Annotated in this window: 16 protein-coding genes; all 16 read left to right on the top strand. The window is 44.1% G+C overall.

Going from position 1 to position 19,649, the window contains the following annotated elements:
* Positions 1-2 precede the first annotated feature (2 nt).
* The 16 genes from asnB (D6855_RS08435) to D6855_RS08360 are packed head-to-tail and all read left to right on the top strand — an operon-like array spanning position 3 to position 19,630.
* Entirely contained in the window at positions 3-1,946 is a 1,944-nt protein-coding gene (gene asnB, locus D6855_RS08435) for an asparagine synthase (glutamine-hydrolyzing) (protein ID WP_120739986.1), read from the top strand.
* Between the two features lie 12 nt (positions 1,947-1,958).
* Positions 1,959-3,476, top strand: a complete 1,518-nt coding sequence (locus tag D6855_RS08430) for an MBOAT family O-acyltransferase (protein ID WP_120739984.1) — start codon at positions 1,959-1,961, stop codon at positions 3,474-3,476.
* Between the two features lie 14 nt (positions 3,477-3,490).
* Positions 3,491-4,588: a hypothetical protein gene (locus D6855_RS08425; protein ID WP_120739982.1), complete on the top strand. Its 1,098-nt coding sequence runs from the start codon at positions 3,491-3,493 to the stop codon at positions 4,586-4,588.
* Positions 4,563-5,777, top strand: a complete 1,215-nt coding sequence (locus D6855_RS08420; RefSeq protein ID WP_199712421.1) for a glycosyltransferase — start codon at positions 4,563-4,565, stop codon at positions 5,775-5,777. Before D6855_RS08425 ends, D6855_RS08420 begins: the two co-directional genes overlap by 26 nt.
* Before the next feature lie 4 nt (positions 5,778-5,781).
* Entirely contained in the window at positions 5,782-7,677 is a 1,896-nt protein-coding gene (asnB, locus tag D6855_RS08415) for an asparagine synthase (glutamine-hydrolyzing) (RefSeq protein ID WP_120739978.1), read from the top strand.
* 56 nt (positions 7,678-7,733) lie between these two features.
* A complete protein-coding gene (locus D6855_RS08410) occupies positions 7,734-8,606 on the top strand; it encodes an alpha-1,2-fucosyltransferase (RefSeq protein WP_120739976.1) in 873 nt (290 codons plus the stop codon).
* On the top strand, positions 8,607-10,382 hold the full coding sequence (locus tag D6855_RS08405) for an ABC transporter ATP-binding protein (RefSeq protein ID WP_120739974.1): 1,776 nt from the start codon (positions 8,607-8,609) through the stop codon (positions 10,380-10,382).
* A gap of 13 nt (positions 10,383-10,395) precedes the next feature.
* Complete coding sequence (locus tag D6855_RS08400) at positions 10,396-11,442, top strand: glycosyl transferase (RefSeq protein ID WP_120739972.1); 1,047 nt, start codon at positions 10,396-10,398, stop codon at positions 11,440-11,442.
* A gap of 11 nt (positions 11,443-11,453) precedes the next feature.
* The gene (locus D6855_RS08395) at positions 11,454-12,185 is read left to right on the top strand and encodes a DUF5672 family protein (RefSeq protein ID WP_243111843.1); all 732 of its coding nucleotides are present in this window, start codon (positions 11,454-11,456) and stop codon (positions 12,183-12,185) included.
* 4 nt (positions 12,186-12,189) lie between these two features.
* Positions 12,190-13,128: a glycosyl transferase GT17 family protein gene (locus D6855_RS08390; RefSeq protein ID WP_120739970.1), complete on the top strand. Its 939-nt coding sequence runs from the start codon at positions 12,190-12,192 to the stop codon at positions 13,126-13,128.
* A gap of 15 nt (positions 13,129-13,143) precedes the next feature.
* Complete coding sequence (locus D6855_RS08385; protein WP_120739968.1) at positions 13,144-13,851, top strand: FkbM family methyltransferase; 708 nt, start codon at positions 13,144-13,146, stop codon at positions 13,849-13,851.
* Positions 13,851-14,912 carry a glycosyltransferase family 2 protein gene (locus tag D6855_RS08380; RefSeq protein WP_120739966.1) on the top strand — a complete coding sequence of 354 codons (1,062 nt, stop codon included), beginning with the start codon at positions 13,851-13,853 and terminating at the stop codon, positions 14,910-14,912. The genes D6855_RS08385 and D6855_RS08380 overlap by 1 nt, the downstream gene beginning before the upstream one ends.
* Complete coding sequence (locus tag D6855_RS08375; RefSeq protein WP_147368133.1) at positions 14,902-16,065, top strand: hypothetical protein; 1,164 nt, start codon at positions 14,902-14,904, stop codon at positions 16,063-16,065. The genes D6855_RS08380 and D6855_RS08375 overlap by 11 nt, the downstream gene beginning before the upstream one ends.
* Positions 16,058-17,425, top strand: coding sequence for a DUF3329 domain-containing protein (locus D6855_RS08370; protein WP_120739962.1), 1,368 nt, complete (start codon positions 16,058-16,060; stop codon positions 17,423-17,425). The genes D6855_RS08375 and D6855_RS08370 overlap by 8 nt, the downstream gene beginning before the upstream one ends.
* Before the next feature lie 6 nt (positions 17,426-17,431).
* Positions 17,432-18,421, top strand: coding sequence for a glycosyltransferase family 2 protein (locus D6855_RS08365; RefSeq protein WP_120739960.1), 990 nt, complete (start codon positions 17,432-17,434; stop codon positions 18,419-18,421).
* A 9-nt stretch (positions 18,422-18,430) separates the two neighbouring features.
* On the top strand, positions 18,431-19,630 hold the full coding sequence (locus tag D6855_RS08360) for a polysaccharide pyruvyl transferase family protein (protein WP_120739958.1): 1,200 nt from the start codon (positions 18,431-18,433) through the stop codon (positions 19,628-19,630).
* Positions 19,631-19,649 lie beyond the last annotated feature (19 nt).

Here is a 19,649-nt window from a genome sequence, read left to right as displayed (position 1 = left end):
TTATGTGCGGAATAAGCGGCTTTATTTCAAAACGGAATATATCATCAGAAGACCTTCGTATTATGAATGATACCATGTATCACAGAGGTCCTGATGACAGCGGTGTTGAGATCTATGAGGGCACTGACGGTTACAGCATAGGATTCGCCCAGAGGCGTCTTTCTATCCTTGACCTTTCACCCCTTGGTCATCAGCCAATGCACTCTGCAAATGGCAGGATCTCAATCGTATACAACGGCGAGATCTACAACTTCCTTGAACTCAAGGAAGAACTTAGTGACTATACCTTTAAATCAACCTGTGATACAGAGGTTATCATCGCAGCGTACCTTAAGTGGGGAATCGACATGGTGGACCACATCAACGGTATGTTTGCCATGGCCATTTATGACAGGGATACTAACGACGTATATCTTATCAGGGACAGGATTGGCAAGAAGCCTTTGTTCTACTGGCTTGATGGAGAGAACATTGTCTTTGCGTCAGAGCTTAAGCCAATCATGAAGTGCCCTGGATTTAAGGGTGATATAAGACGTCAGATAATCCCCAGGTATCTGTTTAACCAGTATATTACTGCTCCGGAGACGATCTTTACTGACGTGTACAAGCTTGAAGCCGGCGGAATACTTAAGTTCAACAACGGCAATATCAAGAAATGGAAGTACTGGGACATCAAGAAGGTATACAAAGAGATGTCCGGGGATATGGTCGGAAGCTACGAGGAAGCCAAGGAAGGACTTAAGGCAAGGCTTCAGAAGGCAGTTGTTTCCAGAATGATCGCAGATGTACCTCTTGGAACATTCCTTTCCGGTGGATACGATTCATCCCTTGTTACAGCTATGGCCCAGGAGTTTTCAAACGACCCTGTTAAGACCTTCAGCATCGGTTTTGACGTTCCTCAGTATAACGAGGCTGAGTATGCCAAGAAGGTTTCTGAGCACCTTGGCACAGACCATACTGAGATCTATATCTCTGAAAAAGAGATGTTTGACCTTGTAAACAGCATCCCTCAGTTCTACGATGAGCCCTTTGCCGACAGCTCCCAGATTCCATCGATGCTTGTCAGCAAACTTGCCAAGCAGGATGTAACTGTAGCTCTCTCAGGAGATGGCGGAGATGAGTTCTTCTGTGGCTACAATGTCTATGAGAATGTGGCCCAGGCCCAGATGCTGGATATCCCAGGAGCCATAGTTCACGCAGTAGGACAGATCCCTATTGGTGGTGGCAAGCTCCTTGATAAGATGCCATTCAGGGTAAAGGTTGTTGCTAATAACAGAAACCCTGAGACCAAGACACAGATTGTTTCAGAAGGATATGTAAAGAGCTCCCGCGCATTTATATCAGGCATAGAAGATATGGACGTTCCTATGTCTGCAATCACATATATTGGAACGGACTATAACCTTGCTGTAAATGAGGCACCTATTCTTTACCCTGTAGAATCTCTCTACGGCGTAAGGAACTACCAGATAAGGAGAATGCTCCTTGATATGGATACCTACCTTCCTGATGACATCATGGTCAAGATGGACAGGGCATCCATGAAGTATTCACTTGAGAGCAGATGCCCGATCCTTGATAAAGAGGTAATGGAGTACTCCTTCAGAATTCCTCACAAGTACAAGTATTTCCGAGGCGACAAGAAACACATCCTTAAGGATATCGCCTATGACTATATTCCAAGAGACCTTTTGGACAGACCAAAGACCGGCTTTGGAGTTCCTCTTGATAACTGGATGAGAGGACCTTTAAAGGAGGCCCTTTTGGATTACTCCGAGAGCTCATACTTAAGGAAACAGGGAATATTCAATGCAGACTATGTCAGCAGATTCATTAACGACTATGTTGTAAAGGGAGATGGCGGTCCTGCAACAGGCAAAAATTACAGTAAGGTTGCCTGGTCTTTCTTTGCATTCCAGCAATGGTACAACTACTACATGGAGTGAGGATCAGGGTAAATGCAGTTTAATTCCTTTATCTTTATACTGTGCTTTCTTCCCCTGACCCTTGCTGGCTACTTCGGGCTTAACAGTCTGGGGAAAAAGAAACTGTCGCAGGCTTTTTTGTTAATAATGTCCCTGTGGTTTTACGGCTACTTTAATGCAAGCTACCTTCTTGTGATCTGTGGAAGTATCATAGTAAACTTCCTGATCTCAAGAGCTTTTAAGAAAGTGGCAGAGACCCAAAAGAAGGGGCTTTTGATATTAGGGATAGTGTTTAACGTATCCCTTATTTTCTATTTCAAATATTTTGACTTTTTCATCTCCAATATAAACACTGCATTTGGAAGCAGCTTTGCTCTTAGGAACATCGTGCTTCCACTTGGAATAAGCTTTTTTACCTTCCAGCAGATATCCTTTATTGTGGATTCTTACAGGGGAGAGACAGGGGATTATTCATTCCTTGAGTATGCACTTTTTGTATCCTATTTCCCTCAGCTGGTGGCTGGTCCCATTGTTCTTCACTCAGAGCTCATTCCACAGTTTAGAGATGACAGTAAAAGAAAAGTCGACTTCGATAATCTGTCGAAGGGCATAATGCTCTTTTCAAGGGGCCTTGCAAAAAAAGTCCTTATTGCTGACACCTTTGGAACAGCAGTTACCTGGGGATTTTCACATGCAAACGTATTTCATGGTGAGGAGGCCCTTGGAGTTTACGAGATCATTATCGTAATGCTCTCCTACACCTTCCAGATATACTTTGACTTTAGCGGATACAGCGACATGGCAACGGGCCTTGGCAGTATGTTCAACTTCAGTATCCCAATGAACTTTAATTCGCCATACAAAGCCTTGTCAGTAGCGGATTTCTGGAAGAGATGGCACATGACTCTCACCAGGTTCCTGACTCAGTACATCTACATTCCTCTTGGAGGAAACAGAAAGGGCAAGGTCAGAACCTATATAAATATAATGATCGTCTTTCTGGTGAGTGGTATCTGGCACGGCGCCAACTGGACCTTTATCCTGTGGGGAATCATCCACGGACTGGGACAGTGTTTTAACAGGGTAACTTCCGGGTTCTATAAAAAGTTTATGGATGTAGCTGGCAGAGGGAAGGCAGGATTTCTTTTTACCAGAGTGATACATGCTCTTCAGTGGGCAGTAACCTTTGCCTTTGTAAATGTGGCATGGCTGTTATTCAGAGCGGACTCAGTAACACAGTGGTGGAGCCTTTTAAAGAGGATGACAGTTCCTTACTATGAGGTTAGATCTGAGCTTCTTGACTCTTTCAGGATACCAAAGCTTTCAAGCATTTTTGAAGTGATGGGCGTCGCAAATGCTGACAGGATCGCCCTTAAGATCAGCCTGTATGCAGCTATGGCAGTGGCATTTGTTCTCTGCCTTTGCTTTAAGAATAACTATGAGAGACAGTACAAAAAAAGCACATTGTCCCTGGTGTTTACCTTGGGGATTTTTGTTGTGAGCGTTCTGTCACTTAGCAGGATCTCTACATTCCTGTACTTTAATTTCTGATAAAAGAGATGACTATGACCGGAAAAAAATGGGTTTCAACATTTTTAATATTGTTTCTGTGTGTCATGATCTTTGTTGGCGGAGTAGTGGCCTTCGTGGATCCTTTTTTCCATTACAGGGCCCCAAGAGATTATTTCTATTACAAGCTCTACGACCAGAGATCCCAGAATGATGGCATAACAAAGCGCTTTGACTACGATGCAATGCTGACTGGTACTTCCATGGCTGAGAACTTTAAAGCATCTCGGTTCGATGAGCTCTTTGGAACAAACTCAGTTAAGATAGTTTATGCAGGTGCTACCTATAAAGAGATCAACGACAACTTAAAGGTGTCCTATGACACAGGACATGCCCTTAAGTACGTGTTCAGGCCCATTGACTACTCCCTTCTTCTTCGTGACAAGGACGAGATGAGAATGGATATGGGTGAGTACCCTGTGTGGATCACCAACAAAAATCTCTTTGATGACGTTAAGTACCTGTTTAACCGCGATGTTATCCTCCACTATGTACTTCCTACTCTGGTAAGATACTTCAAGGGGCAGGAGCCGGGAGTCACTCCCTTTGATGAGTACAGCTACACAGGGGATGAGAATGAGTATTCCGGGGATGTGGTATTAAATGTCAGAACCAGTTTTGATGATCCTAAAGAGACTTTCCATGCTACCGATGATGAGATTTTGATGGTGGCAGCCAACGTTGATCAGAACATTGTATCTCTGGCAAAAGAGCATCCGGAGACAACCTTCCTTTATTTCTTCCCGCCTTATTCCATGGCTTATTGGGGCGAAGAGAGAGAAGAGGGTGATCTGCAAAAAAATCTTGAGCTTATAAAGGTGGCAGCATCTCTTATGCTTGAGTGCGACAACATTCACCTTTACAGCTTTGCATATCAGTTCGATGTTACAGGCAACCTTGATAACTACAAGGATGTAGCCCACTACAGCCCTGAGATCAATGATCTTATAGAGGCTGAGATCGCTGATGTTGAAAAGAACGGAATTGAATCCGACAAACTAAGCATCCGGATCACTGAGGATAACGTAGACAGCTTTTTTGATGAGCTTTCAGAAATATTGGAGAACTATGACTACAACTCACTCTGCAGGTAAAAAGCATATTGCCATGTATATAGGCTCCCTTCAAAAGGGCGGCGCTGAGAGGGTTATGTGTAACCTGGCGGACTACTTTTTTGAAGAGGGCTACAAGGTTACCCTTGTGACAACGTACCTGGCTTCAGAAGAGCACGACGTTAAGCACGCTGCCTGGAAAAGAGTTCCTGCGGGAGCTCCAGGGGCTGAGCTTGTTATGGACATGGATGAAAATCCTGCCTGGGTTGATCCAAATGGAGGAGAAGCCGGGGGCATAGAAAGAGTCTTTTCCGCCCTGCTTAAATCCGAGCAGAAGGACAGACTTACAAACTTCAGGCTCCGCCACAAGAAGCTCAGGGATGTGTGGAAGAAGATAAACCCTGATCTTATCCTTAGCTTTAGCGGTAAGAACAATATCATGGCACTGTCCACAGCTACAAGGGATGGATATAAGGTTATCGTATCCTGCAGAGCTGACCCGGATATCGAGTACGGATCAAAGAGCATGAGAGCCAGCATGCTGGCAACCTTTGGAAGGGCAGCTGGAATCGTTGTCCAGTCAAATGGCGCCAGGGACAGGTTCCCGGCCTTTGTTCAAAAGAAATGTACCATTCTTCCAAATTCAATCAACCCTTCTTTCATGAGAAAGCGCTATATAGGGGAGAGAGAAAAGGCTGTGGTAATGGTGGCAAGACTCCACTCCAACAAGAACCACGCCATGGTAATGGAGGCGTTTAAAGAAGCCACAGAAAAAGATCACAAGGACTATAAGCTGGTATTTTACGGAGATGGCCCTGAGAGAGCTAAGCTCCAGAGACTTGCAGTTTCCCTGGGAGTTGAGGACAGAGTGATCTTTAAGGGAAATGTTACCCACGTAGCTGAACATATAGAAAAGGCCATGATTTTTATTCTGGCTTCGGACCATGAGGGAATGCCCAATTCACTTATAGAAGCCATGTCGCTGGGACTTGCCTGCATCTCAACAGACTGCCCCTGCGGAGGACCAAGGGACCTTATTAAGAATGGCGAGAATGGAATCCTTGTCCCTGTTGGTGACAGGAAGGCCATAGCAGATGCTATAAAGCGTCTTATTGAAGATGCTGAATATAGAGAAAAGCTTGGAACAAATGCAACCGTGCTTCAGGAGAGATTATCTCCTGATGTAGTTAATGCGAAGTGGAAGGAATACTTCGAGAGAGTAATAGGATAGAAACATGTGTGGAATAGCTGGACTTATAGGCTATAAAGGTGATCAGCACACTGTCATTAAAAAGATGAATGACAGGATGTTTCACCGTGGCCCTGACGATGGCGGAAGCTATATAGACGAAGGAAGAAAAGTGGCACTGGGACACAGGCGACTTGCTATTGTGGACCTTTCTAAAAATGGTGCACAGCCCTTTGTTTCTGCCAGCAAAAAGTCAGTAATGGTCTACAACGGAGAGATATATAACGCTGGAGAGATAAAAGAAAAGCTCATGGCTGATGCAGGGGAGAGCCTTGTATTTCGCTCAACTTCTGATACAGAGATCCTTCTTGAAGCCATAGAGAGATATGGTGCCAAGGAAGCTCTTTCCATGTGCAAGGGAATGTTTGGTCTTGCTGTCTATGACAAAGAGGCAGGAACGGTTACTCTTGCAAGGGACAGAGTTGGCGAGAAGCCATTGTACTACGGAACTGTCGCAGGCTCTTTTGCCTTCGCATCTGACATCGGATGCCTTAGACAGATCGACGGCTTTGATAATGCCATAAATGAAGACGTTCTTGATATCTACTTTGAGGAGGGTTATATCCCAGCTCCTTATTCGATCTACGAGAACATATACAAGCTTGACCCTGGCAAGATCCTGACGGTTGATGTGAAAACGCTTAAGACAACAGAGATCACATACTGGTCCATGAAGGACGCAGCCAAGAAGGGTCAGAAGAACCTCTTTACTGGATCATTTGAAGAGGCTTCTATGGAGCTTGAAAGGCTCCTTAAAGAGTCAATAAAGGGACAGATGATAGCAGACGTTCCCCTTGGAGCATTTTTGTCTGCGGGAATCGACAGCTCCACAGTTGTATCCCTTATGCAGGCCATATCACCTGGTAAGGTCAGGACCTTCACCATAGGTATGGAGGATGAGAAATATAACGAGGCTGTCTATGCAAAAGAGATAGCAGCCCATCTTGGCACAGAGCATACAGAAAAGTACATAACAGAAAAGGATGCCAAGGAAGTTATTCCAAAGCTTTCCTTTATGTTTGGAGAACCCTTTGCTGATTCGTCACAGATCCCGACATTTCTTGTAAGCCAGATGACAAGGGAGCACGTTACGGTTTCTCTATCTGGTGACGGCGGAGATGAGCTCTTTTGCGGATACAGATCCTATCAGTCTTTAAGCCGTGTATGGAATAAGGTCAAAAAGATCCCATATCCGGTAAGGAAGCTTGCGTCAGGTATCATGCTGGCATCACCAATGACCAAAGATGAAGTGTCATACACAAAGAGTGTGTACCTTGGAGCAAAGAGCCCCTACGAGCTTCACAGGATGGAGCGCGAGCAGGACGACCTCACAAAGAGAATCGCAAAAAAGAAGGGGCGTGCAAAATATAAGGGCATGGAACTTCCCGCACATTTCCTTGGAGAAGTTAATCACGAGGCAATGCTCCTTGATATGATCCACTATCATCCGGATGACATTCTTGTTAAGGTGGACAGGACAGCCATGGCGGTATCACTTGAGACCAGAGTTCCAATGCTTGATAGGGACGTTATGGAATTTGCATGGAGCCTTCCTATTGAGTACTTAAGGGAAGGTGATACAGGAAAGAGGATCCTTAGGGACGTGCTCTACAGATATGTTCCAAAGGAGATGATGGAAAGACCAAAGAAGGGCTTTTCAATCCCTATTTCAAAGTGGCTTCTTGATGATGACCTTAGGGACTGGGCAGAGGAACTACTTGATAAAAAGAAGATCGAGGAGGCAGGAATCCTCGACGCAGACGTAGTTGAAAAGATATGGCGTGACTTCACCGAAAGAGGCAAATACAGGATCCAGATATGGTATATCCTGATGTTCCAGATGTGGTACGAAACAGAGGGGCCAGGTGCAAAATTAGGATAAATTTGTGCTAGGTACGGAACTAAGGTATAATATATGGGGATTTTTTCGGAGGAATTATGATTATTATTCAGCTCAAGGGCGGGCTGGGAAACCAGATGTTCCAGTACGCTCTTTACAGAGAACTACTTCAGAGAGGTAAAGAGGTCAAGATTGACGACGTCACGGGTTTTGAGCATGACAAGCTCAGGATCCCTGTTTTGGACCGCTTTGGAATCGAATATGAGAAGGCAACTCCTGCAGAAGTTGTAGCCATCACAGATTCCAGGATGGACATCTTTAGCCGCATAAGGAGAAAACTTACTGGCCGCAAGACCAAGGAGATAATCGAGATGGAGGGAATATTTGATCCCAAGATCTTAGAGCTTGATGAGGCATATCTTGTTGGTTACTGGCAGTCAGATAAATACTTTACTTCACCTGAAGTAATAGACCATCTCCAGGATACATTTGCCAAGAGACCTCAGGAGATCATGCACGATTCAGTCAGCTGGACAACTCTTCAGCAGATCGAGTGCAGCGAATCCGTGAGCATTCACGTAAGACGAACAGACTATCTGGATGCAGAGCACATCAAGGTTCACAACCTCTGCTCAGAGCAGTATTACAAGAATGCAATCAGCATGGTGAGAGCTAAACACCCTAATGCAGTGTTCTTCATCTTCACTGATGACAAGGAGTGGTGCAAGGAACACTTCAAGGGTCATAACTTCATAAATGTAGAACTCCAGGAGGGCGAGTTCACTGATGTGGCAGACATGCTCCTTATGAGCAGATGCAAACACCACATCATAGCCAACAGCTCCTTTAGCTGGTGGTCAGCGTGGATCAACGACGCTCCGGAGAAAATGGTCATCGCTCCTGAAAAGTGGATCAACAACAAAAAGATGGACGACATCTATACCGAGCGTATGACAAAGGTGGCTATTTAAATGGATCTTCTTAAAAAGATAAATTATATATTCGACAAAAAACAAAAAGGACAGCTTGTACTTTTAGCTGTCCTTATACTCATTGGTGGTGTTTTTGAGACACTGGGTGTTTCCATGATCATTCCGGTTATCTCAGTTATCTTAAACCCACAGTCACTTCATAGAAATATCGCCAAATACCCGGTAGCGCAAAATGTCGTAGATGCTCTTGGCCTTGACAGCGATATTAAGCTTGCAACTTTCCTGCTTGTGATGATGATCCTTTTGTTTGTGGTTAAGAACGCGTACCTTCTGTTTCTTATCTACAAGCAGAACACATTTATTTCCCGTTCAAGAAATGACATGATCAGCCGTGTCATGAGGGAGTTTTTGAACAGACCATACGAGGATTATCTTGGAGCAGATATTCCTACAGTATTTCGAATAACAGACAGTGATATACCTAAGACCTTTACTCTTATGTTGTCACTTCTTTCTCTTGCAACAGAGCTTGTCGTTTCCCTTTGCCTTGGAGCAGTTCTTCTTGTGGTTAACTGGCAGATGACAGTGCTCATTATTGCAGTTCTTTTGATTCTTACTATCCTCAGCACCAAGGTGTTAAAGCCAAAGCTCAACACCATTGGAAGAAAGAACCAGAATACTCAGTCAAGAATTGCCAAGTGGCGCCTTCAGGCTATCTATGGTCTTAAGGATGTCAAGGTTTTAAACAGACAGGATTTCTTTATCCGCAACTACTACGAGCAGGGCAGGATCGGAGCCGACATCGACAGAGATTATGCTGTTCTTAACAGCATTCCAAGGCTCATGATCGAGACTGTGTTTATGGCAGTTGTGCTTCTTTATGTTTTGATATTTGTTCGCGGCGGTGGTGATGCAACATCACTTCTTCCTCAGATCACAGCTTTTGGTGTTGCGGCCATGAGGATCATGCCATCTGCAAACCGCATCAACACATACATTACAACCATCGCCTACAATCAGGTCAGCCTTGACTATGTCTACGAGAACCTTACAGAGTCCATGAAGACTGACAAGGCTATGCGCGCAGAGAGAGCAGCTATTGCAGGTCCAGCTCTCCATTTGGAAAAAGAGATCCAGATGAAGGATATTGTATTTGCTTATCCCGACTCTGATGTGAACATATTCAGCGGTGCAAACATGACCATCAAGAAGGGCCAGTCCGTGGGACTTATGGGACCTTCCGGTGCTGGCAAGTCTACTATCGTAGATATCCTCCTTGGACTTTTACATGTTAAGTCAGGAGATATCCTTTGCGATGGCAACAACATCTTTAGTAACTACGAATCCTGGCTTGCCCAGATCGGATACATTCCTCAGTCAATCTACCTTGTTGATGAATCCATAAGAGAGAACATCGCCTTTGGTATCGACGCTGAAGAGATCAACGACGACAGGATCTGGGAAGTAATGGAAGAGGCTCAGCTTGCTGACTTTGTAAAGTCACTTCCTGAGGGACTTGATACCAAGATCGGAGACAGAGGCGTTAGGCTCTCCGGTGGTCAGAGACAGAGGATCGGTATCGCCAGAGCTCTTTATCACAATCCTGAGATACTGGTATTTGACGAGGCTACCAGCGCCCTTGATAACGAGACAGAGGCAGCAGTAATGGAGGCCATCAACAGCTTCCACGGCCGCAAGACCATGGTCATCATTGCCCACAGACTCAACACTATTGAGAACTGCGATGTGATCTATGAAGTCAAGGACGAGACCATAACACCTACAACCCTAGAGGGAAGGGCAGTTATACATTGAGGCGGATCGGGAAATGATAGGATCAGAGTTCATACCAGGGCAGGGCCTTGGTAATCAGTTGTTTGTATATATCACTACCAGATGCATAGCTATGGATAAGGGCACTTCCTTTGGCTTTGTTAATCCTGGGCAGATAGGTAATGTTTTTCATTCCAACAAGGGTATGTATTTCATGGACCCAATAGATCTGGGAAAAGAGATCTCCCGTGATGAAATGAAGGACTATCGTATTTACCAGGAGCAGGAGGACCGCCTTTATATGGGCAACTCCATTCACGACATGACTAATGGCTGCTATATTAGTGGCGCAGATAAAGCTCTTTTGGATGTTGAGGATGGAACCCTCATCTATGGTAATCTTCAGGCTCAGGCATATTTTGACAAGTACCGTGACAACATCAAAGAGTGGCTTCACGTCAAGGAAGAGGCCGACTCTCATGAGTATACTTCTGATGATCTTTGTATCATCAATATGCGAGGCGGTGAGTACACCAATCACCCCGAGTTGTATCTTGACAGGAAATACTATCTTAATGCCATCAGGAACATGAAGAAGGTCAACCCTGATATGCGATTCATGGTGGTAACAGAGGACGAGGAGTCTGCTAAAAAAGTGCTTCCTGAGTACGAGTGCCATCACTTTGACATGGGCAAGGATTACGTCACCATCAAGAATGCAAGATATCTCATCCTCAGTAATTCTTCCTTTGCTTTGGTCCCGGTTATGTCCAGCACTGAGCTCAAAAAAGCCATTGCACCCAAGTTCTGGGCAAGGCACAACGTATCAGATGGATACTGGTCTTCGGAACAGAATATTTACAGCTTCCTCACTTATCAGGACAGATATGGCAAGCTCTTTTCAGCTGATGAGTGCAGACAGGAACTTGAAGAGTATAAAAACAGATCATCTCTTTACAGGAGACGCGGAAAGCGACCGGGCAGCATAAGGCTCTTTTGCCAGGTGATCAGAAGAAAATGTATCTATGGAGCCTTCTACTGCAGGAAGATAGCAAGATCCGTAGAGAGGCGCCTTGGAATCATTAAGGTTTACGGCGCTTAAATTGGAGTTATATGAGTAAAAAGAAATTACAGCTGCCGAGAGTTACGCTGGTAGCTATGACAAGTGTAAATGTATATGAGACTGTCCGCGCCATGTGTTACAGCATGAAGGAAATTGACTTTGGTGATGCTGTGCTGGTGTCAGATAAAAAGCCATGGTACCTTCCAAAGAGTATCAGGTTCAGCTATACCAGCAAGCTCGATAGTATTGATAAGTTCAATTACAAGATGGTTTACGAGCTGACAGATCATATAAAGACAGATTTCTGTCTTGTGGTTCATGCAGACGGATTTGTTATACATCCAGAGCTCTGGGATGATGATTTTATGAACTATGATTATATCGGTTCACCCTGGCCAGAGCCAACCAATGACTATGCTTACAGGGACAGTAAGGGGCAGATCAGCAGGGTAGGAAACAGCGTATCCTTAAGATCCAAGAGGCTCCTTGATTATCCCAGGGAGCATGAGCTTAAATGGGAAAAGGTTTACGACGATGTTTACAACGAGGACGTTTTCCTGTGCTGCACCCACAAGAACGAGATGGAGGATGCAGGACTTAAGTGGGCTCCGCTTGACGTGGCAGTACATTTTGCCAGAGAGCACGCAATAACAGAGAATAAGGGAATAGAGCCATTTGCCTTCCACAAGTGGAGGGGAGAAAATGCAGATTACCCCAGGTTTATCAGTCCTGGCAAGCGCTTTATGAATGTTTTGAGGGCGCTCAGGTTCTGGAGGAGATAATAGATTGGTATACGATTGTTTTCCGTTTTTTAACGAAGTAGATATCCTTAAGCTAAGACTTCACATAATGAACCCCTATGTGGACAGGTTCGTTATCGAAGAGTCCACCGTGACTTTTTCAGGGGAGCCAAAAGAGCTTTTGTTTGAAAAGCACAAGGATCTGTTCAAGGAGTTCTTAGACAAGATCACATATATTGTTGTAGATGATACGCCTATTGAGGGCGCTGATACATACGAGAGAGATTATTACCAGAAGAACAATCTCATAAAGGGACTTAAGGATGCCACTCCTGATGACATTATCATCATGAGCGATGTGGATGAGATCCCCTGTCCTGAGACTCTTCAAAAGATAATCGCTGATTTTGACAAGACCAGGGTTTACCACCTGGCTCAGCGCAATTTCTACGTTTACATGAACAACGAGGAAAAGAGCGGAAAGCTCCTTTCCATAACCAAAGAATTTCCTGAGATCCCTGAGGAAAAGAGACTCTGGCTTGGATCCAAGATCTGCAACATAGAGAACATTCCTTCAGAAGGTATCGTAAGACTTAGGGACCTTGTTCCTGTGGACGACCCAAGAAGCATAAGGGTGCCTAATGGTGGATGGCACTTTGGCTACATGGGCGGTCTTTTAGAAAAGGATCCAATGAAGAGGATAGGCATCAAGACCAAGGCAGCAGCACATCAGAACTTCAATGAGAGAGAAGTTCTTGCTGAGACCATGGATCACCTGATCCTTGGAATGGATATCTTTGGAAGAGATGCTCACTTTGAGAGAGTTGAGATTGATGACACATATCCTCAGTACCTTCGTGATCACCTGGATGAATACCAGCACTTTGTGCTTCCAAAGATCACGGCCGGAATGAGGTTTGTCCACAAGATGGACATGACAGTGGGACGCTTTTTCAGAAAAGCGATCCACAAAGTATTTGGATGATTTTGGAGGTTTTAAATGTCTGTTTTAGGGAAGATCACAAAAAAGTTTCCATGGGTGAAAAAGGCTTATCTTGCCTGCCAGCAAGAGTTTGCTTACCTTTTTACCATGAGCCCTAAGGACAAAGCTCTTGTGAGATTCAGGAGAGCTGGCGGAGATAGTATCAGATTTAATTATGATATTAAGGACAGTGATGTTGTCTTTGACCTTGGAGGATATAAAGGAGACTGGGCAGCCAAGCTTCCTAATCAGAACTGTCAGGTGCATATCTTTGAGCCTGTTAAAATGTTTTCTGATGACTGCGCAGAGAGATTTAAGGATAAGGAGAATTTCCACTGCTACAGCTTTGGCCTTGATGCCACAACACACAAGGCAGATATTTCACATGAAGCTGATGGCTCATCACAGTATCACTCAAAGGGAGAGAGTGAAGTTGCTGAGTTTGTTTCAATTGAAGATTTCATGTCGGAGCATGGCATAGACAAGGTCAAGCTTGTTAAGATGAACATCGAAGGTGGAGAATATGACATCTTAGAGCAGCTTATCAGATCAGGCAAGATAAGATGCTTTGAGAATATACAGGTTCAGTTCCACGATATTCCAGAGATCAATTCTGAAGAGAGAATGAAGAACATCTGGAAGGAACTTGAAAAGACACACACACTTACATGGGCCTACAGGCCATATATACATGAGAATTGGGAGCTGAAAAAACAGGGGGTATAATGCTTTTTTCTATTATCATTCCTGTCTGCAACGGTGAAGATGTTCTCACGGAGAGCGTATCTTCTGCGCTTTCCCAGAGTGAGAGCTATGATGGGGGCGACTTCGAGATCCTTATTGTTGAAAACGGATCGAGAGATAAAACACCAGAAATTGCAGATGGACTTTCCCAAAAACATGAGAATATAAGATGCATCCACAGAGGAAGGATAGGTCTTTTTGCTGCGAGACAGGAGGGCATCCTTGAAGCTAAGGGAGACTATATTGTTTCTCTTGATGCGGATGACAAGCTTGCGCCATTTGCGTTAAAAGAGCTTGCTTCTTCCATCACTGAGCTTAAGCAAAAGGGATGCGATGTTGACATGCTTATCTATAGAGCCCGTGAACTTACCGATGATGGCCAGGGAGAGATGCTTCACAAAAAGCTTCTTGAAGATGGCAGAGTTTATGAAGGTGAGGGCATGGAGGAACTCTACAGGATTTTTGCCTATGGCGACAGCCTGAACTCCATGTGGACCAAGTGCGTAAAGCGCAGCATCGCAGCTGTTGGCCATGAGGGAATTTTTATCAACAACGGCGAAGACCTCTATCAGACTGCTGTTTACCTTGACAGGGCAGGAGAAGTTTTTTATATGGATAAGGCTCTTTATCTTTACAGAAGAGCCGGGGAGAGCATGACTTCATCCTACAACGCTTCATATCTTGCTGAAGAAAAGCAGGTGTGGACACAGATGGATGAATTTCTTGGAAAAAGAAATAACCCACAGTATGACAAATGGGTAGAAGAGAGAAAGTCTCTTACCTGTTCAATACAGGCTGGAAGCATTGTCTATTCAGGAATTGGACTTAAGGAAAAGGGTAGGGCTCTGGACCAGCTCTTTGAGGATGAGTTTTATAAAAAGTATGGGACAGGAAAGCTGCCTGAATGGGCGCCGGAGCAGCCCATGGCTATTCACGATATGCTTGTAAGTGCTGATGCCAAAAAGCTTCTTATGGCAACAGCCAGAAAACATGACTTCAAAGTAACTATTAAAAAGATAAGGAATAATATTTTTGGCAACTGAAAAACTTCAAAAACTTCAAAAAGCATTATTCTATATAGCCCTTACAATTGAGCTGGTCCTCATGATAGTTGAAAAGAGTGAGATCTCTTTTGGCTATGAGAGCCATGTATTCCGTGTGACTTTTCTTTTGACTCTTCTTTCCATGGTGCTTGTAAAGAGGGATAAAAAGGAATGGTTTACGATTGCGGCAGTTATAGTATTTACCTTTGTCTGCTATGAGATATCTGGCAAAAATGATCTCTTAAGGATAGCAGTATTTATGATGGCTGCAAGGGATATAGATCTTAAGAAGGCCATGAAGTACAGCTTTTTTGTCAGCCTGTGTGGCTTTTCTCTCATTGCGCTATTGGCCCTGTTTGGACTTTTGGGTGATATTTATCTGGTGACAGATTATGGCAGAGGAATTGCCAATGAGAGCCGGATGGTACTTGGCTTTGGGCACCCAAACACACTGTTTGGATGTGTTTATGTTCTTGTTCTTATGTGGCTGTGGCTGTATGGAGCAAAGGCTCCGCTATATGGCCATCTGGTCACTATACTTATATCATCAATGTTTGCATATCTTACAAGATCAAGGACTGCTATTGTAGTTCTTGTATTGACGCTTATACTGGCACTGCTTATCAGGCTTTTTCCAAAGCTTAAGAATGCAAAAATATTGTATTACCTGACAGCACTGGCGACTCCAATATTATGCACTGTACTGGCTTTTGCAGCAGCGCATCTGGCAGATGCGGTATATAACACTGGAACTAAGGAAGATCCTCGCTGGCATTGGTTCTGGCAGTTTGATGAAAAGATGAATGGCAGGATAAGTAATTTGTACTATGGCGTGCCAGAGCATGGAGGGATCCTTAGTAACCTTCGACTTATTGCCGGAAGGGATGTAGATGGTTATTTTGACCTGGGATGGAACAGGCTTATGTACTGGTATGGAATACTCCCGACAATCTTTATTGCGGCAGTTATTCTTTGTGTTATTTACGTATGCTATAAAAAGAAGGATATGTGGACACTGTTGATAATACTATCAGTTTCCGTATATACTATAATCGAGGCAACATTTGTTACCAGATATATTGGCAGATGCTTTTATCTGTTAATTGCCGGTGTTTATCTGGGATATCTGTTTAAGGGGAAATTCGATGACTGACAAACTTAGAAAAAAACTGTTCTATGCAGTTGTCATTGTCAATTACATAATGATCACCATATATCAGTTCCTGACTCCAAACATGTCGGATGATATTATGTACGCGGATGCTGTAGCAAAAGCTAATTCCTTTATGGATCTTTTTGTCCAGGAGTATGAGCATTACCTGGAGCATACAGGACGCAACATTGCACATATCATTCTTCGTATTTTTCTTTATATTGGAAACAAGGGTGTGTTTAACATTGTGGCGGGCATTGTGTTTATGCTGCTGTCACTTTTCGTGTATCAGTGTATCGACCATAAAATCAAGTATGACATCAGGTTATACATTGGCGTACTGATCCTTCTGTGGACCTTTGATCCTGCTATCAGCAACAACGTTTTATGGGAGACAGGTGCCTGCAATTATCTCTTTACAGCTACTATTATCTTTGGCTATATCACTTTGTTCAGGAAGGCATACAAAGAGGACAGAGCTGCGACACCTGGATTTATTGCAGGAATGTTTTTCCTTGGAGTTTTATCCGGATGGTGTAACGAGAATACGTCAGGGGGCGTTATCTTTTTTGTGCTCCTTCTTATGCTTCTTAAGTGGCTTCCTAAAAAGAACTTTTCCGGATTCAGAGCCTTTATGGTTTCAGGACTTATCGGAAACCTTATTGGCTATGGAATCCTCCTATCTTCACCTGGAAACAGTTCAAGAGCAGCTTCAGCAGAGGAGGCCCACACTGGAATGCTGGCACTTGCTGCAAGGTTCCTCAGGGTTACTCTTATCCTCAAGGAGCACTATCTTGTACTGATCCTGATATTTATTGTTATAGCCATCGCCATAGCTTACAGGGCAGGCTCTAAGGAGCGCTTTATAGAGGCTTCATCTTCAATGATGATCTTTGGCCTTGCGTTTCTTGCGACAAGCTACGCTCTTGTGGCTGTTCCTGACTCACAGCTTAGAACATATTACGGAGCAAGCTTATTCCTTATGACAGGAATTGCTAATGGCTTTGCGTGGATCGTAAATGATGGATTTAAAGAGGATCTTGTTCAGATTCTTGCGACAGCTCTTTTGACCGTATTATCTGTACTGTTCCTGTTCTCATATATCGAGAATGGAGCAAACCTTGCAAGGATCAAGAGAGAGTTTGATGAGAGAGATGCTTATCTTACCGAGATGGCAAAGGGCGAGGAGATGGTAATAGAAGCTCCTATGCTCAGACCTGATTGGGATAACAGATATACCATGGCCTATAAGTCAGATATCTGTGAGGATAAATTCAACTGGTTAAACCTTGGTTATGCAGAGCACTACGGCCTTTGGTACATCATTGGCGTGGACAGGGAAACCTGGATGGGATATTGATTTGTAATGACAGATAACAGAGAGAAGATAGTAAGCTTTATAATCCCTGTTTACCAGGCAAAAGACACACTAAAAACGTGTGTCTTATCTTGTTTAAACCAGAAGTTTGTTGAGGCAGATGAGATGGAAGTGATCCTTGTGGACGACGGATCTACTGACGGATCATCTGAGATCTGCGATGAGCTTCAGAGCCAGTATGATGGACGCATTCAGGTGATCCATGGCAGGAACCACGGAGTATCCCATGCCAGAAACATTGGAATAGAGAGGGCTACTGGCAGATTTCTGGTGTTCGTTGATGCTGACGATGAGGTAAAAGAGACCTTTATCGACAACATGACCAAGTACGCCGACGAGGGAACGGTTATTGTTGACGAGACCAAAAAGTACGTTGGCGCCCAGAAACTCAGCGGCTATCAGTATATTGAAAACTCTGTCCTTAATCAGAACACCCACGTATGGGGGAAGCTTTTTGACAGACAGACAATAGTTTCAGGAAATATCAGATTTAATGAGAACCTCACCATTGGCGAGGATCTGATCTTTTTAATTGATCTTGCTCTTTCTCAGGAGAGAAATCACACCATAAGATGCATCACTGAGGAAGATTACATATATAACGACAATCCAAACGGAGCCATGAAGAGCATCTTTAAAGAGAGCTACATGGATGAGTTTGTGTGCTGGAGAATGGCAGGAGAGCGTCTTGTGCCCCATAAGAGACAGTTGTCTGAGTACGCTTTCGTTAGCCTCTCCGCAAGTCAGATCATGACAGCGCTTTTGGTTGTTGGCAAGGTAGCAGTATGGGGCAAAGATGAGAGGGATGATGTGCTTGCAGATCTTGCAGTTTCAGAGGCCACAGAGCAGATAAGCAGGGCTCTTAAGACAAGGGGAGCTTTTGCCGGGCTGCCATTTGGCTACAAGATCAAGGTGATACTTTTTAGGATCAGTCCTAAGCTGTACCTTGATCTGTACTACAAACACAAGAAGGGATAATTTTTCAACATGAGTATTGATCTGGGAAGACCAATAATTCTATATATGCACGCAGGATCTGGCAATCATGGCTGTGAAGCCATAGCGGACAGCCTTATCAGGATCATAGATGCCATAAGGGCGTACCATGGTGCTGACACAAGGATGCCAATTGTTCTGGTGACCAACAGTGCAAAACAGGATCGCAAATACAAGCTTGGTGAGCTTGAAAAGAGCGGTCTTTGTACCATAGTAGAAGAAAACCACATAGACAGAAGATTTTTTGATCACGTTTTATACTACGGATACAGAAAGATCACAGGGGACAGAGAATCCTTCCTTAGATATAAATTCAGGGAAGCCTTCAGGGTATATGAGGATAAGTGCAGAGAACTGGATGTGCCTTCCTATGAACCGGCAGAGAGTGGCCTAAGGCCCCTTGCTGTTTCTATTGGTGGTGACAACTACTGCTATCCTGAGATGGTGGAAGACCTTATACTGGCCCACAACGTATTTAAGGAAAAGGGCTTTGATACCCTGCTGTGGGGATGTTCAATTGAGCCTGATTCTCTTAAGGATAACGCAAGGCTCGTTGAAGATCTTAAGAGCTACACCAATATCATTGCCAGAGAGTCCATAAGTTATGGCGCACTTTTAGAAGCTGGCATTGATAAAGATAAACTTGAGATCAGAAAAGATCCTGCTTTTGAGCTTTTAAAAGACCTTAAGCAGGTTCCGGAAAAAATAGTAAATGGCGGACCGGTCGGAATAAACTTAAGTCCCATGGTCCTTGACAGGGCTAAGTTCCCTGACCGAGTTAAGGAGAGCTATAGAAAGTTCATCCGCTTTATCCTTGATACCACGGATAAGGATATCCTTCTTGTGCCTCACGTAGTGTGGCCAACAAGCGATGACAGGAAGCCCCTTTCTGAATTCTTTGAAGAGTTCAAAGATACTGGAAGAGTTCAGATGATAGAGGACAACTCAGCGGAGGTTTTGAAGGGTTACATCTCCTGCTGCAGCTTCTTTGTAGGAGCCAGGACCCACAGTACCATTGCAGCGTACAGCACAGGGGTACCAACTCTTGTAATTGGCTATTCAGTAAAGAGCAGGGGAATCGCCACAGATCTCTTTGGCCAGACAGAAAACTACGTTCTTCCTGTTCAGGAGATCGAAGATACAGATTCGCTTATTAGGTCATATCAGTGGATCATGGAAAACAGGAAATAACCTATTGGGGGATTACATA

This window comes from Butyrivibrio sp. CB08 (genome assembly GCF_003625485.1).
Lineage (GTDB): Bacteria > Bacillota > Clostridia > Lachnospirales > Lachnospiraceae > Butyrivibrio.
This window is presented reverse-complemented; position numbering and strand designations above follow the sequence as displayed.

Coding starts and splice junctions, on each gene's coding strand:
- asnB (WP_120739986.1), top strand. CDS start 3: ATGTGCGGAATAAGCGGCTTTATTTCAAAACGGAATATATCATCAGAA.
- D6855_RS08430 (WP_120739984.1), top strand. CDS start 1,959: ATGCAGTTTAATTCCTTTATCTTTATACTGTGCTTTCTTCCCCTGACC.
- D6855_RS08425 (WP_120739982.1), top strand. CDS start 3,491: ATGACCGGAAAAAAATGGGTTTCAACATTTTTAATATTGTTTCTGTGT.
- D6855_RS08420 (WP_199712421.1), top strand. CDS start 4,563: ATGACTACAACTCACTCTGCAGGTAAAAAGCATATTGCCATGTATATA.
- asnB (WP_120739978.1), top strand. CDS start 5,782: ATGTGTGGAATAGCTGGACTTATAGGCTATAAAGGTGATCAGCACACT.
- D6855_RS08410 (WP_120739976.1), top strand. CDS start 7,734: ATGATTATTATTCAGCTCAAGGGCGGGCTGGGAAACCAGATGTTCCAG.
- D6855_RS08405 (WP_120739974.1), top strand. CDS start 8,607: ATGGATCTTCTTAAAAAGATAAATTATATATTCGACAAAAAACAAAAA.
- D6855_RS08400 (WP_120739972.1), top strand. CDS start 10,396: ATGATAGGATCAGAGTTCATACCAGGGCAGGGCCTTGGTAATCAGTTG.
- D6855_RS08395 (WP_243111843.1), top strand. CDS start 11,454: ATGAGTAAAAAGAAATTACAGCTGCCGAGAGTTACGCTGGTAGCTATG.
- D6855_RS08385 (WP_120739968.1), top strand. CDS start 13,144: ATGTCTGTTTTAGGGAAGATCACAAAAAAGTTTCCATGGGTGAAAAAG.
- D6855_RS08380 (WP_120739966.1), top strand. CDS start 13,851: ATGCTTTTTTCTATTATCATTCCTGTCTGCAACGGTGAAGATGTTCTC.
- D6855_RS08370 (WP_120739962.1), top strand. CDS start 16,058: ATGACTGACAAACTTAGAAAAAAACTGTTCTATGCAGTTGTCATTGTC.
- D6855_RS08365 (WP_120739960.1), top strand. CDS start 17,432: ATGACAGATAACAGAGAGAAGATAGTAAGCTTTATAATCCCTGTTTAC.
- D6855_RS08360 (WP_120739958.1), top strand. CDS start 18,431: ATGAGTATTGATCTGGGAAGACCAATAATTCTATATATGCACGCAGGA.